Here is a 15,851-nt window from a genome sequence, read left to right on the forward strand (position 1 = left end):
ATTCCTCGAAGGTGTGGATCAGGCGGCGTTGGCGACGGCCGCAACCGCCTTCTTCGCGCCATCGTTGATGTCGTCGGCCGCGGTGATGGCCAGGCCGGAGTTCTTCAGCAGTTCCTTGCCGGCATCCACGTTGGTGCCTTCCAGGCGCACGATCACCGGCACCTTGACGCCCACTTCCTTGACCGCGGCGATGATGCCCTCGGCGATCATGTCGCAGCGGACGATGCCGCCGAAGATGTTGACGAAGATCGCCTTCACCGACGGCGAGCGCAGGATCAGCTTGAACGCCTCGGTGACCTTCTCCTTGTTGGCGCCGCCGCCGACGTCGAGGAAGTTGGCCGGCTCGCCGCCGTTCAACTTGATCACGTCCATGGTCGCCATCGCCAGGCCCGCGCCGTTGACCATGCAGCCGATGTTGCCGTCCATGGTCACGTAGTTGAGGTCGTACTTCGACGCCAGCACTTCGGTCTCGTCCTCCTGGCGGGTGTCGCGCATGGCGACCAGGTCGGCGTGGCGGAAGTTGGCGTTGTCGTCGGAATTGATCTTGCCGTCGAGCACGGCGAGGTCGCCGCTGGTGAGGATCGCCAGCGGGTTCAGTTCGACCAGCGCCAGGTCCTTGTCGTTGAACAGCTTGAACAGGCCCAGCATGATCTTGCTCAGCTGGCCGACCTGCTTGGCGTTCAGCCCCAGCGCGAAGCCGAGGTCGCGGGTCTGGTACGGCTGCAGGCCCTGCACGTAGTTCACGTGCAGGGTCTTGATCGCTTCGGGCTTCTCGTGCGCGACCTGCTCGATGTCCATGCCGCCTTCCGCCGAGGCGATGAAGGTCACGGTCTGGGTGGCGCGGTCGACCAGCACCGAGAGGTACAGCTCCTTGGCGATGTCGGTGGCCTGGGTGACCAGCACCGAATCCACCGGCAACTCGACGCCGGCGGTCTGGTAGGTCGCCATCCTGGTGCCCAGCATGGCCTTGGCGTACTGCTTCACTTCGTCCAGGGTCTTGGCCAGCTTGACGCCGCCGGCCTTGCCGCGGCCGCCGGCATGGATCTGCGCCTTGACCACCCAGAAATCGCCACCGATCGCCTTGGCGGCGGTCACCGCCTCGTCGGGGGAATGGGCAACCTGCCCGGCCGGAACGTTGATGCCGTAATCGCCAAACAGCTGCTTGGCCTGGTACTCGTGGAAATTCATGGGTCACCCGGGAGAGAGGACGGATCGCCGCCCCGGCCGCGGAACAGGCTGGGCGCGGGTAGAACCGCCATTTTAGCGTGTTGCGCCGCCGCATGCGGGCTTCGCGCATACTTCGGCCGATGCCGAGCCCCGATGCCAGCAAAGCTCCCCAGGACGCGATCCGGCGCGAGTTGTACCTGTTGACCCTGTACCGGATCCTGGAAGCAGCCCTGCTCTGCCTGGTGCTGTTCAGCCCGGTCGGCGCGCTGATGGGCGAACCGCGGCATGCCCTGCTCGGCCGGGCGGTGGCGGTCGCCTACCTGGCCGCGGCGGTCATCCTGTTCGCGACCGGCCGGCGTGGCGCGATCCGCACCCAGGCCCTGTACGGCGCGGTCGTCGACGTCGCCGCCGCCGCGCTGGCGATGCATGCATTGCCCGATTCCAGCGCCGGCATCGCGATGATGGTGCTGTTCAACGTGGGCGCCGCGGCTTTCCTGCTGCCGATGCGGCTGGGCCTGGGGGTGGCGGCGATGGCCTCGGCCGCGCTCGCCGGCGAATACCTCTGGAGCCTGCTGGGCGACAACGCGGCGACCCGGCCGCTGGCCGAAGCGCTGATGTTCGCGGTCAGCTACATGGCGGTCGCCACCCTCACCACCCTGCTGGGCCGGCAGATGCAGGCCAGCGAGGCGCTGGCCGAACGCCGCGGCAGCCAGGTCGCCAACCTGGCCGAGGTCAACGAACTCATCATCCGGCGCATGCGTACCGGCGTCCTGCTGGTGGACGGCAGCGGCGAGATCAAGCTGGCCAACGAGGCCGCGATGCTGCAGCTGGGCGGCTTCGCCGAGGGCCGGCGCGACCTGCTGCTGGCCGCGCCGCAACTGGCGTCGCGCCTGAAGCAGTGGCGCGAGAACGGCGATGCGAATGCGCAACCGCTGCAGCTGGCGCCCGACCTGCCGGAAGTGCTGCCGCGCTTCGCCCGCCTGCTTGCGGAAGGCGACCAGGCGCTGGTGTTCCTCGACGACACATCGCAAGTGGCGCGGCGTGCGGAATCGCTGACCCTGGCCACCCTGGGCCGCTTCTCCGCCAGCCTGGCCCACGAGATCCGCAATCCGCTGGCCGCGATCAGCTACGCGACGCAGTTGCTGGAGGAATCCCGCGAGATCCCGGAAGCCGACCGCCGCCTGCTGGAGATCATCTACCAGCAGACCCTGCGCATGAACGGCATCGTCGAGAACGTGCTGGGCCTGGCCCGGCGCGAACGCGCCCGCCCCGAACACGTGGAACTGGCCGGCTTCGTCCAGCATTTCGTCGAGGACTACCGCACCAGCCATCCGCTCAACGACGACCACCTGGATGCATCCGCACCCGCCGGCACGGTCGACGTGATGGTCGACCGCCGCCAACTGCAGCAGGTGGTGACCGTCCTGGTGCACAACGCGCTGGTATACGGCCGGATGCCGGGAGAACCCGCCCGCGTGGGGATCCGCGCCTACGCGGACGAACACGGCAACCCGGTGCTGGACGTCACCGACCGCGGCCCCGGGATCCCGGAAACCGTGGCGGAGCAGCTGTTCCGGCCGTTCTTCACCACCTCCGGCGAAGGCACCGGGCTGGGGCTCTACATCGCCCGCGAGCTGTGCCAGGCCAACCAGGCCAGCCTGGATTTCGTGCCCGTCCCCGGCGGCGGCGCGTGTTTCCGCATCCGCCTGCCGGGCATCCGGGCGATCGCCACGGCCTGAAACCGCCCGCCGGCCGATTGCCGCGCCACGTCGCACTTGGACGCTGCGCGGCAACGGGTTATCGTGCCCGCATGACGTCCCCCCGTAGCAACCAGGCCTGCGCCCTGATCGTCGATGACGAGCGCGACATCCGCGAATTGCTGGTGCTCACCCTTGGCCGCATGGGCCTGCGCTGCGATACCGCCTCCTCCCTGTCGGATGCCCGCAGCCTGCTGCGGCAGAACCGCTACGCGCTGTGCCTGACCGACATGCGCCTCGCCGACGGCTCCGGCGTGGACCTGGTGCGCGAGATCGCCCAGCTCTATTCGGAAACCCCGGTGGCGATGATCACCGCCTTCGGCAACCAGGATGCCGCGGTCGGCGCGCTCAAGGCCGGCGCCTTCGACTTCGTCAGCAAGCCGGTCGACCTGGGCGTGCTGCGCGGGCTGGTGCAGCACGCATTGAAGCTGGGCAGCGAAGCGCGCAAGGGCCCCGCGAATGCGCCCGACCCGGCCGCCACCCGCCTGCTGGGCGCCTCGCCGGCGATGGCCGACCTGCGCGCGACCCTGGCCAAGGTGGCGCGCAGCCAGGCGCCGGTCTACATCGCCGGCGAATCCGGCGTGGGCAAGGAACTGGTCGCGCGCACCATCCATGCCGAGGGCGCGCGCAATGCCGGGCCGTTCGTGCCGGTCAACTGCGGCGCGATCCCGGCCGAACTGATGGAAAGCGAGTTCTTCGGCCACAAGAAGGGCAGCTTCACCGGCGCCCACGCCGACAAGCCCGGCCTGTTCCAGGCGGCCGAAGGCGGCACCCTGTTCCTCGACGAAGTGGCCGAGCTGCCGCTGCCGATGCAGGTCAAGCTGCTGCGCGCCATCCAGGAGAAATCGGTGCGCCCGGTCGGCGCCAACAGCGAAGTGGCGGTCGACGTGCGCATCCTGTCGGCCACCCACAAGAACCTGGCCGCGCTGGTCGACGAAGGCCGCTTCCGCCATGACCTGTACTACCGCATCAACGTGATCGAGTTGCGGGTGCCGCCGTTGCGCGAACGCCGCGAAGACCTGCCCCTGCTCGCCGACGCGGTGCTGGCCCGGCTCGCCGTCGCCCAGCACCGGCCCAAGCCGCTGCTGCACGCGGATGCCGCGGACGCCCTGTCCCGCTACAACTTCCCGGGCAACGTGCGCGAACTGGAGAACATCCTGGAACGCGCCTTCGCCCTCGCCGACGACGACGGCATCCGCGCCGCCGACCTGCGCCTGCCGGAAGCGCGCCCCAGCGCCCCGGCCCAGGCCGCCGCTGCGCAACTGGATCCCAGCAAGATCGACCCGCGCGAATCCGCCGCCAGCGCCCTGCCCAGCTTCATCGAGGAAATCGAACGCAAGGCGATCGAGCAGGCGCTGACCGACAACCGCTACAACAAGACCCGCGCCGCCGCCCAGCTCGGCATCACCTTCCGCGCGCTGCGTTACAAGCTGAAGAAGCTCGGCATCGAATGACCGCCGCACTGCGGGCACGTGCATTCGCGCCCCAGTATTCCTGCGTGACCGGAAATCAATGCGTTGAGACCATACAATATGGTCGCAATGTGACCTAATTCGTCAGTTGCATCCGCAGGCAACCCGGAAAAATCGTGATTTCCATTTCAGAACACTCATCCAACATCGCCTGTCCGCCATTGGCATGCTTTCTGCGTTATAAATCCCGCACGTGCAGAAAGCGCATGGCTGCCGAAGGACCGTGACAGCGGTGCCGAAGTACGTGGATCACACCAACCACCCTAGGGGATACACCATGAAGAACCAGCAAGGCTTTACCCTGATCGAACTGATGATCGTGGTCGCGATCATCGCCATCCTGGCCGCCATCGCGCTGCCGGCGTACAACAACTACCGCATCCGCGCCGCCGAGAATGCATGCCTGGGTGAAGCCAAGGCGCAGATGAATTCCTACATCGCCGCGTCGGTCAACTCCATGACCCTCCCGACCTTCGTCGCCGGCGCCTGCGCATCGGGCACCCTGTCCACCGGCGCCTTCACGTCCGCCGCTCCGGGCGTGCGCGATCCGAACTGCGACATCAACTCGGGCACCTGCTCGCTGTAATCGAGCAAACAACATCCCGCTCGAATGGAAAGCCCCTCACCAGAGGGGCTTTCTTTTTTGCGGCTGGTCCGCGCGTCCGGGGCCAGATCAGCCCCCTCCCTAGCGTACTTAGAGACCGACGTCACGGTTCAGCACCAGGAGACGAAGGGCGTGCGGACATTGGCCCGGAAGTTGCTTTGTATTATTAGAAGCTAGGGGCACTTCTTGCCGGGGACAACATTCATGCGCGGGATCGCACGCGGCTTCACCCTGATCGAACTGATGATCGTGGTCGCGATCATCGCCATCCTGGCCGCCATCGCGCTGCCGGCCTACAACAATTACCGCATCCGTTCGGCCGAGAACGCCTGCCTCGCCGAGGCGACGAACTACGCACGTTTTTCGCTGACGGCCATCTACAACGACATCACGCCGCAGGCGCCCGTGATCGGAGCCTGCGCCTCGATCGATACGGTCGTCGACGTCAATACCGACATCGAGGCTGTCCCGCAGTCGCCCGGCAACAGGCACACCAACTGCGACATGAACTCGGCCAGCTGCTCGCTCAACTGACGAACCGCTAGCCCGCTGGCACTCCTGCCGCAAACGATCCTCGGGGGGCGGCGGCCGTGCCGGCACGCCCAGCGACGGATTTCGGATAGGCGGATTCCTCCAGCGGGCTTGGCGGGAGCACCGCGGTAGGCGCAAGCCATGGGCAATCACCCATAATCCGGCTTGCCATTGCCTTAGTCCATGCGAATGCGAACACCCGCCAGTCGGTTCCTGCTCGTCAGCCTGATCGTTGCCCTGCTTGCAGGCATTGTGTTCGCACCGGGCTTGCCCGGCGATTTCGTTTTCGACGACATACCCAACATCGTCAACAACGAGGCCATACAGCTGAAGACGCTGGACGCGGATGCCTTGCTCCGCACGATCGCCGCGCCACAACTGTCGGGCAACATGCGGACGTTGCCGACCCTCAGCTTCGCGCTTGATTTCTGGCGAGGCGGCGGCGCCGACCCTGCGGTCTTCAAGGCCACCAATATCGTCCTCCAGGCGCTCACTGCCTGCGTACTGGCCTGGCTCTTCCGCAGCCTGCTGCTGATCGCGGGGGTGCGCGAGGAACAGGCGCGATGGCAGGCGGGGGCGCTCGCGTTGGCCTGGGCCGTACACCCCTTGCAGGTGTCCTCCGTGCTCTACGTAGTGCAACGCATGCAGACGATGAGCACGCTGTTCGTGGTGCTGGCGCTCCTGGCCTACCTGAAGGCACGACGCGCGCAGATCGATGGCCGTCCTGCACGGACGGCGATGTTGACCACCTTCTTCCTGTGGGTGCTGGCCATGGGGTGCAAGGAAGACGCGGTTTTGCTGCCCGCGTATACGCTTGCCCTGGAATTGACCGTACTGCGCTTCCAAGCGGCCGACATGCGCACCTCGGGCATCCTGCGCCGCGGCTACATGATCGCGACACTGGCCGGAACCGCAGCCTACCTCTTCATAGTGGTTCCTCATTTCTGGCAGTGGGATGCCTATCCGGGACGAGACTTCTCCACATGGGAGCGCTTGCTCACCCAGGCGAGAGTGCTCTGCATGTACGGGTGGCAAATCCTGCTGCCCATGCCGCAACACATGCCCTTCTACTACGACTGGCTGGAGCCCTCGCGGGGCCTGCTGCAACCATGGACGACCTTGCCTGCCATCGCAGCGCTTGCGGCATTGCTGGCCGTGGCATGGCGGCTGCGCGTGCGCCGCCCGCTTTTTGCCCTAGGCGTATTCCTGTTCTTCAGCGCGCACTTCATCGCGAGCAACGTGGTTGGGCTGGAACTGGCATTCGAGCACCGCAATCACTTCGCCCTGGTCGGCGCCGTGCTGGCGATCGGTAGCGCGCTGGCGGGCGCAGGCGAACGCCTGCGGATCCGCCGGTCCGCGCAGGCCGCCCTGTGCGCCGCCCTGCTGCTCGCGTTGGGCGGCGCCGATGCCCTGCGCGCCCATGATTGGCGCAGCAGGATGGCGCTCGCCGAGGCAAGCACGAAGATCGCTCCGCATTCCGCGCGCGCCTGGATCCTGTTGTGCGCGGGGCGCTATGAGGCAGGTGGCGGCGCCGTCGGAGGCAACCCGTTTCTGGACGAAGCGATCGACGCCTGCAGCAAAGGCGCGCAGCTCGCCCCGTATGCGCTCAACAACCCGATGTTGCTGGTCGTGCTGAAGACGCTGCGCGGCGACGTGGAGCCGCAGGATTGGGCACGGCTGCAGCACAGGATCGAAACGGTAGACATGAGCCTCGACAATCGCCGGGCACCGCTGATCCTCACCCACAACGCGCGCGAAGGCGTGAAGCTCGACAAACAGGGCATGTTGAAGGCCCTTTCCACCCTGCTCCGCAGGGCGCCGCTGAAGCCCTTCGAACTCGCCTCGATCAGCTACTTCATCATGAACGACCTCGGTGAACCCGACACGGCGCTCCCGTTCTTCATCCAAGCCATCGAGGCGGTTCCCCCGTACGATCCATTCCCCGCGCAACTTGCCGCCGAACTCAGGGCCAAGGGCAGGCCGGACCTGGCCGCGACGATCGAACAGCTCGGCACTGCCAGGCGCGGCCTGCCTGGCGAGGCAGGCAACTGAAGGACGCTGCTAGAGGAAACCCGAAGCAGCATACTATCCGTCACGGCAAGCGGGCCCATCCCTGCGGTCCGACCCGACATCATCCTTCGGCGCCCCCGACACAAACGCACCTTCCCACATGAAAGCAGTCATCCTCGCCGGCGGCCTCGGCACCCGCATCAGTGAAGAAACCACGGTGCGCCCCAAGCCAATGGTCGAGATCGGCGGCATGCCGGTGCTCTGGCACATCCTCAAGGCCTACTCGCACCACGGCATCAACGACTTCGTCATCTGCCTTGGATACAAGGGCTACATGATCAAGGAGTACTTCGCCAACTATTTCCTGCACATGTCGGACGTCACTTTCGACATGCGCACGAACCAGCTGGAAGTGCACGAAAAACACGCCGAACCGTGGCGCGTGACGCTGGTAGACACTGGCATCGGGACGCAGACCGGCGGGCGCCTCAAGCGGGTACGCCCATATCTGGATGACGAGGCATTCTTCTTCACCTACGGCGATGGCGTCTCCGACATCGACATCGGCGCCGAACTTGCGTTCCATCGAGACAAGGGCACGTTGGCCACCATGTGCGCAGTACAGCCACCGGGACGGTTCGGCGCCATCGACATCGACGGCCATCGCATCACTCGCTTCGAGGAAAAGCCGGTTGGCGACGGCAGCTGGGTCAACGGTGGCTACTTCGTGCTGGAGCCCGGGGCGCTCGATTACATCGACGACGACGACACCATCTGGGAGCGCGCGCCGCTGGAACGGCTCGCCCACGATGGGCAGCTCTCGGCATATACGCATCGCGGGTTCTGGCACCCCATGGATACCCTACGCGACAAGCACAAACTCGAAGACCTCTGGCAAACCGGGCAGGCGCCGTGGAAAGTGTGGCCTTGACCGGGTTTGGCGGCTTCTACGCCGGCAAGCGCGTACTGATCACCGGCCACACCGGGTTCAAGGGCTCGTGGCTCGCGCTGTGGCTGCGTGCACTCGGCGCCAAGGTCGCCGGCCTGGCGCTCGCGCCCGAGACCAGCCCGGCGCACTGGACCCTGCTTGGGCTCGATGGCATCGCCGACCACCGCGTCGACGTGCGCGATCCGCTGGCGGTTCACGCGGTCATGCAAGGCCATCGCCCGGACATCGTGTTCCATCTTGCCGCGCAACCGCTGGTGCGCCGAAGCTACCGCGAACCCGAGGCGACGTTTTCCACCAACGTCACCGGGCTGATCCATCTGTTCGAAGCCGTGCGTGCCTGCGATGCCGTTCGCGTGCTGGTCAACGCCACCACCGACAAGGTATATGCCGAGCACGCCGGCGGGAGCGGCTACGTGGAAACCGATCCACTGGGTGGCCACGACCCCTACAGCAGCTCCAAGGCCTGCGCGGAACTTGTGTCGGACTGCTACCGCAGGAGTTTTTTCGACACCGGCGGCGGCGTGCGCATCGCCACGGCCCGTGCCGGCAACGTGATCGGCGGCGGCGATTGGGCCGAGGACCGGCTGGTGCCGGATCTAGTCCGCGCCGCGGCCTCGGGACGGGCGCTGAAGATCCGCAACCCGCACGCCATCCGCCCTTGGCAACACGTGCTGGAGCCCCTGTCGGGCTACCTGTGCCTGGCGCAGCGCCTGTGGAACGACGCAAGCCTCGCCGGGCCCTGGAATTTCGGACCTGGTCCCGCTGGGGAAATCAGCGTGCAGTCGCTGGTCGAGCGGCTCGCGGCGCACTGGAACGCCATCGGCATCGAGCCCGATGGCGGTGCGCACCCGCACGAGGCCGCCACCTTGCGGCTCGACACCGGCAAGGCCCGCTTGCACCTGGCATGGCGGCCGGTCTGGGACATCGAAGCAACGCTCGCGCGGACCGCCGCGTGGTACCGCGGCTTCCACGATCGCGCCCGCGTGGACAGCGCGGATGACCTGTCCGCCTACATCGACGATGCGCGACGACGCGGGCTGGAGTGGGCAACGTGAAGTTGCATCCCACGCCGCTGGCAGGCATGCATGAAATCGAGCTCACGCCCACGGGCGATGCGCGCGGCCGTTTCACGCGCCTGTTCTGCGAAAGGGAATTCGCCGACATCCGCCCCGGGCTGCACTTCACACAGGTCAACTTCTCGGAAACCCGTGGTCGCGGCATCGTCCGCGGACTGCATTACCAAACGCCTCCAGCGATGGAAGCCAAGCTCATCCGCTGCCTGCGTGGCCGTGTGTTCGACGTGGCGGTGGACTTGCGCGCCGGCTCGCCCACCTTCCTGCACTGGCATGCCATGGAATTGGGCGGGGACAATGACCGAGCCGTCTTCATTCCCGAGGGTTTCGCCCATGGGTTCCAGACACTGAGCGACGAGGCCGACCTCCTGTACATGCACACTGCACCCTGGACCCCGGAATGCGAGGCCGGCATCCGCCACGACGACCCGCGCCTGGCGATCGCCTGGCCACTGCCTGCGACCGGGTTGTCGACGCGCGACCTGGGCTATGCGCACATCGGCGATGGCTTCGAAGGGTGGCGCCCGTGAAGTGCCGCTTCTGCCACTCGCCGCTGCACGACGTGTTCCTGGACCTTGGCAGCGCACCGCCCTCCAACGCGTTCCTGCGGGCAGAAGACCTCGATGCGCCCGAGGCCTGGTACCCGCTCAAGCTCCACGCCTGCGGCCATTGCCACCTGGTGCAGGTGGACGAAGTACAACGGCACGATGCGCTGTTCTCCGGCGACTACGTGTACTTCTCTTCGTACTCGCGCAGCTGGCTCGAGCACGCCGCACGCTACGTCGAGCACGCCGCCGAACGACTGCGGCTGGGTCCGCAGAGCCAGGTCGTGGAGATCGCCTCCAACGACGGCTACCTGTTGCAGTACGTCAAGGCGCGGAACATTCCCTGTGTCGGCATCGAGCCCACCGCCAGCACGGCGGCGGCGGCACGCGAGCGCGGCATCGAGACCATGGAACAGTTCTTCGGCCAGCGCTTCGCGGGAGAGTTCGTGGCATCCCGCGGCAAGGCGGACCTGGCCATCGCCAACAACGTGCTGGCCCACGTGCCGGGGATCAACGATTTCGTCGCGGGCCTCTCGATCATCCTTGCCCCGCAAGGCACCATCACGATCGAGTTCCCCCACCTGATGCAACTGCTCGCGCAGCGCCAGTTCGACACCGTCTACCACGAGCACTTCTCGTATCTTTCGTTGCACACCGTGCGGCGGATCCTCGCCGCGCACGGCCTGCGCATCTGGGACGTCGAACAGCTCGGCACGCATGGCGGCTCGCTGCGCCTGTGGGCCTGCCACCGCGAGGCCAGCCATCCCGAGACCCCGGCCGTCGCCGCATTGCTCGAGGAGGAGCGGGCTGCCGGCATGCTGGACCCGTCCCGATACCGCGGCTTCCAGCCACTGGCCGATGCGATCAAGAACGACTTCCTCGCCTTCCTCTTGGACTGCAAGCGCGAGGGCAAGCTGGTGGCGGGGTACGGCGCCGCCGCCAAGGGCAACACCCTGCTCAACTACGCCGGCGTGCGGCCGGACCTGCTTGGCTATGTCGTCGATGCCTCGCCGCACAAGCAGGGCCGCTACCTGCCAGGCTCGCGCATCCCGGTGGTCGCCGAAACGCGGATCCGCGAAACCCGCCCCGACTTCGTGGTGATACTGCCCTGGAACCTGCGCGAGGAAATCACCTCGCAGTTGGCGTACATCGGCGAATGGGGCGGGAAATTCGTCACCGCGGTCCCGCAACTGGAAGTGTCATGAACGCCCACGCCCCGAGCGACCGCATCTATTACACCAAGCCCTCGATCTCGGCGCTGGAGATCGGCTACGCCAACGATGCCGTCGCCAATGGCTGGGGCGAGCGCTGCTACGAATACATCGAACGCTTCGAACGGCTGTTCAAGCAACACCTCGGCGTGCGCCACGCCATCGCCACTTCCAGCGCCACCGGCGCCCTCCACATGGGCATGGCGGGACTCGGCATCGGGCCCGGCGACGAAGTGATCCTCGCCGACATCAACTGGATCGCCTCCGTGGTGCCCATCGTGCACCTCGGCGCAAAACCGGTGTTGGTCGACGTGCTGCCGGACAGCTGGTGCATCGATCCGGCCGCCGTGGAAGCCGCGATCACGTCGCGGACCAAGGCGATCCTCGCCGTCCACCTCTACGGCAACCTCTGCGACATCGACGCGCTCGCGGCGATCGCGGACAGGCACGGGTTGCACCTCATCGAGGACGCCGCCGAGGCGATCGGCTCGGCCTGGCATGGTCGACGGGCCGGTTCGATGGGCGCATTCGGCGCATTCTCGTTCCACGGCACCAAGACCATCACCACCGGCGAAGGAGGCCTTTTCGTCACCGACGACGATGCGCTGTACGAACGCGTGCTCACGCTGTCGAACCACGGCCGCGCACGCGGCGAAACGCGGCAATTCTGGCCGGAACGCATCGGCTTCAAGTACAAGATGTCGAACGTGCAGGCAGCGATCGGCTGCGGGCAGCTGGAGCGGATCGATGAACTGATCGCGGGGAAGCGGCGCGTGTTCGAAGGCTATCGCACCGAGCTTGAAGGGCTGCCACTGCGCATGAACCCGGAACCCGCGGGCACGGTCAACGGTTACTGGATGCCGACCATCGTCGCAGACGCACCCTTCGACCGGGAAGCGCTGATTGCCCGGTTCAAGGCGGACAACATCGACGGGCGGGTGTTCTTCTGGCCTCTTTCGTCCCTGCCGATGTTTGATCATCAGCCGCAACACCACGTCAGTCACGCACTTGCTCGGTGTTCGCTGAACCTACCCAGCTACCATGACCTCACGTGCGCACAGATCGCGCGCGTCGCCGGACATGTGATCAAGCACCTCGGCCGGAGCCCGCGATGAATTCGACGCCACTGTCCGCCGTCCAGCTAGACGCGTTCCGGCGCGACGGCCTGCTGGTGGTACCCGGCTTCTACGATGCGCGCACCCAATTGCTGCCCATCCAACGCGCGATCCACCACGTGATCGGCCAGGTGATGCTGCGCCACGGAATTCGCGACGAACGCGCGCCGTTCGATGCGGGAAATTTCGACGACGGCTACGCCGCGCTCATCGCCATCGATCGTTCATGGGGTAGCGAGGTTTACGACGCAGTAAAGCAGATCCCGGCGTTCATCCGCCTGCTCGCCGACTTGCGCCATGAGCGGGTGTTCGCGCAATTGCGGCCCGGCTCGGCGCCCGCCATCGCCGCTGGCGGCTACGGCATCCGCATCGACAATCCCGCGGAAGACCGTTTCCGCGCCGAGTGGCACCAGGAATATCCAGCGCAACTGCGCAGTCTCGACGGACTGGTCTTCTGGAGCCCGCTGCGAGCGGTAACGGAAGAACTCGGCCCGGTGCGTTTTTGCCCCGGCTCCCACTCCAACGGACCGATCCCGGTACTAACCCAACCGGAACCAGGCAGCGAACGCAGCGGTGCATATGCACTCAGACTACAAGACGAGGAACAGGTGATTGGACGCTATGCCGAGGTCGCACCACTCACCGTCCCTGGCGACTTGGTACTAATCGACTTCCTCACGCTGCATGCGTCCGGCTACAACCGGAGCATGCGCCCGCGCTGGTCCATGCAGTTTCGGTACTTCAATTTCAACGAGCCGACCGGCCGCGCGCACGGCTGGAAAGGCTCGTTCGCCGCTGGCGTCGATTTCCGCCAGATCCACCCCGAACTTTGCGCCGACTGATGGCCACATCAGATGCCAATGCATGCAACGTATGCCGCGCGCCGCTCGGCACGGCACTGTATCGCTCTATCGACGGCCAGTCGCTGACTTCGTTGTGCCGCCAGCACCCTTCCACCACCGAAGTGTTCGCATGCATGGTGTGCGGGCACCTGCAGACGCGCGCAATCCAGGACATCGACGCATTCTACGACCACGATTACGACATCTTGGTCGACAGCGAGGAAGAGGATCAGATATACGAGATGCGCGACGGCGCGCCGATATACCGGACTGCGCACCAAGTCCGAGTTCTGCGCGAAACGCTTGGCGACATCGCGGGACCCCTGCTGCTGCTCGACTATGGCTGCGCCAAGAGCTCCACCATCCGGACGCTGTGCGCGCAGGAGCCAGGCATCGTGCCGCATCTCTACGATGTCAGCTCTCGCTACGAGTCATTCTGGAGCACTTTCGTCCCGCGAGAGAACTGCGCGATCAAGCGCACGCCTGCAAGCTGGCAGGAGCGCTTCGACCTGGTCACCTCGTTCTTTTCGCTTGAACACATCCCCAATGTTGCAGACACGCTGGGCCATATCGCTTCCCTGATGCGCCCGGGCGGTCGGCTCTATGCAGTGGTGCCGAACGTACTGACAAACATCGCCGACTTCGTGGTGGTCGACCACTGCAACCACTTCACCGCACCATCCCTCGCGCAGCTTGTCGCGGCAGCCGGGCTGATCACCGAATGCATCGACGACATGGCGCATCGCGGCGCATTCGTGCTGTTGGCGCGAAAACCCGAAGATGGCCTGACCCCCGCTGCGCCAAACGACCGCGCCGGGGTCGAACGTGCCTGCACCGAACTTTCCAGCCTGGCCAGCTTCTGGCGCGACGCAGGCGGACGCGTTCGCGAATTCGAGCGCGTGCTACCAATCCAGGCGCAAGTAGCCATCTACGGCGCCGGGTTCTACGGGGCGTTCCTGCGCTCCAGCCTGGCTTGTCCCGAACGCGTCGCATGCCACCTCGACAACAACCCGTTCCTGCACGGCCAATCCTTCGACCACAAGCCGATACTGCCGCCCGAACGGCTTCCTGCCGAACTCGACGCGGTATTGATCGGTCTCAATCCGGCGCATGCCCGCCAGATCATTGCGGATATCCCGGCGCTTGCGCGCCCCGGCCTGAAGCTGTTCTTCCTATGATCGGCCCGATGCTCGAAGGCACAATGCTGCAACTGCGCGGTTGGCGCGAAGCCGACTTGCCGGCGCTTTCGATACTGCGCAGCGACGTGGAGTTGCAGGCGAAGCTGATGGCACGCGCGCAGCCGAATCCAATCGGGCGCGTGCGTGAATGGCTGTTGGAACGCGCGAACCAGATCGACCTCTTGCTCTTCGTGATCGCCGCGCGCGATGACGATGCCGTTCTAGGCTATGTGCAAGCCGCGGCTCTGGACACCTTCCAGGGCCACTGCGAACTTGGGATCTGCCTGTCGCCAGATGCGCAGGGCAGGGGTATCGCTGCTGCGGCAATCGACCTGCTGCACAGGTACTTGTTCGACCGATATCGCATTCGCAAGGTTGGCTTGCGGGTACGCGCAGACAACGCGCGCGCCATCGCCTTCTATCGCCGTGAAGGTTATCTCGAAGTCGGCCGACTCGCGGGTCACTACCGCGAGGACGAGGCCTATATCGACGTGATCCTGATGGAGCGCTTCCTATCCGACGCGGCAGCTGCACCGGTTTCGTCGGAATGAAAGTCGTGATCTCGCAACCGATGCTATTCCCATGGATCGGCTTGCTCGAACAGATCCGCTTGGCGGATATATACGTGCACTACACCGATGTGCAGTTCTCCAAGGGAAGCTTCGTCAACCGCGTCCAGATCAAGACTGCCGCCGGACCGCGCTGGATGACCGTACCGCTTGCAGACCTGCACCTGGGCCAGCGCATCAACCAAGTGCGGGCCAGCGACAAGCGCGCTTGGCGCGAGGAGCACCTGGCCCTGCTGACCGGCGCATATCGAGACGCGCCATACCGCGACGCAATGATCGACCTGGTGCGTGGCGTGTACGCGCGCGACTACGCCGACCTCGGAGGATTGGCCGCCGAGTCCCTGCTGGCACTCTGTGGATACTACGACCTCGGTCGCGACTGCCGCTTCGTCGATGTCGCCCAACTCGACATAAGCGGCAGTGGCAGCTCGCGCGTGCTCGATATCGTTCGCTCACTCGGCGGCACCGTCTATGTCACAGGCCACGGTGCCGCCCGCTACCTAGACCACGCAGCGTTCGATCGCGCTGGCATCTCGGTGGAATACATGGACTACGCCAAAGCGCATTATCCGCAGCTGCACGGCGAGTTCACCCCATTCGTATCCGCGCTGGATCTGGTTGCCAATGCCGGCCCTCGGGGCGGCGAATTCATCCGTCCGCGCACCACTCCCTGGAAGGACTTCCCCACCCATGAACGAGACCGAGCGCTTTCAGGCTGAGGTTGCCGGCAACATCGCCGGCTTGAAGCAGGATTCCGATGTGCAGGCGCTTTCGCGGATCTGGCTGCGCGAAATCACCAGGCACAAGTATGCCTACAATTTCCACTGG

At 65.7% G+C, this 15,851-nt stretch carries 13 protein-coding genes and 2 pseudogenes; 14 read left to right on the plus strand and 1 reads right to left on the minus strand.

Annotation, left to right across the window (positions count from 1 at the left end):
* Window positions 1-18 precede the first annotated feature (18 nt).
* A complete protein-coding gene (sucC, locus tag FHQ07_RS05660) occupies window positions 19-1,188 on the minus strand; it encodes an ADP-forming succinate--CoA ligase subunit beta (RefSeq protein WP_139715891.1) in 1,170 nt (389 codons plus the stop codon).
* Between the two features lie 119 nt (window positions 1,189-1,307).
* Between sucC and FHQ07_RS05665 the strand changes: the two genes are divergently transcribed.
* The 14 genes and pseudogenes from FHQ07_RS05665 (at window position 1,308) to FHQ07_RS05730 (ending at window position 15,742) form a co-directional block, all read left to right on the plus strand.
* Complete coding sequence (locus tag FHQ07_RS05665) at window positions 1,308-2,906, plus strand: sensor histidine kinase (RefSeq protein ID WP_139715892.1); 1,599 nt, start codon at window positions 1,308-1,310, stop codon at window positions 2,904-2,906.
* Between the two features lie 71 nt (window positions 2,907-2,977).
* A complete protein-coding gene (locus FHQ07_RS05670) occupies window positions 2,978-4,378 on the plus strand; it encodes a sigma-54-dependent transcriptional regulator (protein WP_139715893.1) in 1,401 nt (466 codons plus the stop codon).
* A 295-nt stretch (window positions 4,379-4,673) separates the two neighbouring features.
* Window positions 4,674-4,773: pseudogene (locus FHQ07_RS14515) on the plus strand (prepilin-type N-terminal cleavage/methylation domain-containing protein); the annotation flags it as partial.
* Between the two features lie 431 nt (window positions 4,774-5,204).
* Window positions 5,205-5,306 (plus strand): annotated as a pseudogene (locus tag FHQ07_RS14465) (prepilin-type N-terminal cleavage/methylation domain-containing protein); the annotation flags it as partial.
* A gap of 414 nt (window positions 5,307-5,720) precedes the next feature.
* Window positions 5,721-7,583, plus strand: coding sequence for a hypothetical protein (locus tag FHQ07_RS05685; RefSeq protein WP_139715896.1), 1,863 nt, complete (start codon window positions 5,721-5,723; stop codon window positions 7,581-7,583).
* 118 nt (window positions 7,584-7,701) lie between these two features.
* Window positions 7,702-8,472 carry a glucose-1-phosphate cytidylyltransferase gene (gene rfbF, locus FHQ07_RS05690; RefSeq protein WP_139715897.1) on the plus strand — a complete coding sequence of 257 codons (771 nt, stop codon included), beginning with the start codon at window positions 7,702-7,704 and terminating at the stop codon, window positions 8,470-8,472.
* Window positions 8,463-9,545, plus strand: a complete 1,083-nt coding sequence (gene rfbG, locus FHQ07_RS05695; protein ID WP_206202374.1) for a CDP-glucose 4,6-dehydratase — start codon at window positions 8,463-8,465, stop codon at window positions 9,543-9,545. Before rfbF ends, rfbG begins: the two co-directional genes overlap by 10 nt.
* The gene (locus tag FHQ07_RS05700; protein ID WP_139715899.1) at window positions 9,542-10,093 is read left to right on the plus strand and encodes a dTDP-4-dehydrorhamnose 3,5-epimerase family protein; all 552 of its coding nucleotides are present in this window, start codon (window positions 9,542-9,544) and stop codon (window positions 10,091-10,093) included. The genes rfbG and FHQ07_RS05700 overlap by 4 nt, the downstream gene beginning before the upstream one ends.
* Window positions 10,090-11,313, plus strand: coding sequence for a class I SAM-dependent methyltransferase (locus FHQ07_RS05705; protein ID WP_139715900.1), 1,224 nt, complete (start codon window positions 10,090-10,092; stop codon window positions 11,311-11,313). Before FHQ07_RS05700 ends, FHQ07_RS05705 begins: the two co-directional genes overlap by 4 nt.
* Complete coding sequence (locus tag FHQ07_RS05710; RefSeq protein ID WP_139715901.1) at window positions 11,310-12,434, plus strand: DegT/DnrJ/EryC1/StrS family aminotransferase; 1,125 nt, start codon at window positions 11,310-11,312, stop codon at window positions 12,432-12,434. Before FHQ07_RS05705 ends, FHQ07_RS05710 begins: the two co-directional genes overlap by 4 nt.
* Window positions 12,431-13,276 carry a phytanoyl-CoA dioxygenase family protein gene (locus FHQ07_RS05715; RefSeq protein WP_139715902.1) on the plus strand — a complete coding sequence of 282 codons (846 nt, stop codon included), beginning with the start codon at window positions 12,431-12,433 and terminating at the stop codon, window positions 13,274-13,276. The genes FHQ07_RS05710 and FHQ07_RS05715 overlap by 4 nt, the downstream gene beginning before the upstream one ends.
* Window positions 13,276-14,454 carry a class I SAM-dependent methyltransferase gene (locus FHQ07_RS05720; protein WP_139715903.1) on the plus strand — a complete coding sequence of 393 codons (1,179 nt, stop codon included), beginning with the start codon at window positions 13,276-13,278 and terminating at the stop codon, window positions 14,452-14,454. Before FHQ07_RS05715 ends, FHQ07_RS05720 begins: the two co-directional genes overlap by 1 nt.
* 8 nt (window positions 14,455-14,462) lie before the next feature.
* Complete coding sequence (locus FHQ07_RS14315) at window positions 14,463-15,005, plus strand: GNAT family N-acetyltransferase (RefSeq protein WP_168191471.1); 543 nt, start codon at window positions 14,463-14,465, stop codon at window positions 15,003-15,005.
* The gene (locus FHQ07_RS05730; RefSeq protein ID WP_139715904.1) at window positions 15,002-15,742 is read left to right on the plus strand and encodes a WbqC family protein; all 741 of its coding nucleotides are present in this window, start codon (window positions 15,002-15,004) and stop codon (window positions 15,740-15,742) included. Before FHQ07_RS14315 ends, FHQ07_RS05730 begins: the two co-directional genes overlap by 4 nt.
* The last annotated feature ends 109 nt before the right edge of the window (window positions 15,743-15,851 follow it).

It is taken from the genome of Thermomonas aquatica, assembly GCF_006337105.1.
Classification (GTDB): Bacteria; Pseudomonadota; Gammaproteobacteria; order Xanthomonadales; family Xanthomonadaceae; genus Thermomonas; species Thermomonas aquatica.

Bases quoted from the DNA above. Each gene is read 5' to 3' on its own strand.
- FHQ07_RS05685 (WP_139715896.1), top strand. From the start codon at position 5,721: ATGCGAACACCCGCCAGTCGGTTCCTGCTCGTCAGCCTGATCGTTGCC.
- FHQ07_RS05730 (WP_139715904.1), top strand. From the start codon at position 15,002: ATGAAAGTCGTGATCTCGCAACCGATGCTATTCCCATGGATCGGCTTG.
- FHQ07_RS05710 (WP_139715901.1), top strand. From the start codon at position 11,310: ATGAACGCCCACGCCCCGAGCGACCGCATCTATTACACCAAGCCCTCG.
- rfbF (WP_139715897.1), top strand. From the start codon at position 7,702: ATGAAAGCAGTCATCCTCGCCGGCGGCCTCGGCACCCGCATCAGTGAA.
- FHQ07_RS05665 (WP_139715892.1), top strand. From the start codon at position 1,308: ATGCCGAGCCCCGATGCCAGCAAAGCTCCCCAGGACGCGATCCGGCGC.
- FHQ07_RS05715 (WP_139715902.1), top strand. From the start codon at position 12,431: ATGAATTCGACGCCACTGTCCGCCGTCCAGCTAGACGCGTTCCGGCGC.
- FHQ07_RS05720 (WP_139715903.1), top strand. From the start codon at position 13,276: ATGGCCACATCAGATGCCAATGCATGCAACGTATGCCGCGCGCCGCTC.
- sucC (WP_139715891.1), bottom strand. From the start codon at position 1,188: ATGAATTTCCACGAGTACCAGGCCAAGCAGCTGTTTGGCGATTACGGC.
- FHQ07_RS14315 (WP_168191471.1), top strand. From the start codon at position 14,463: ATGCTCGAAGGCACAATGCTGCAACTGCGCGGTTGGCGCGAAGCCGAC.
- FHQ07_RS05670 (WP_139715893.1), top strand. From the start codon at position 2,978: ATGACGTCCCCCCGTAGCAACCAGGCCTGCGCCCTGATCGTCGATGAC.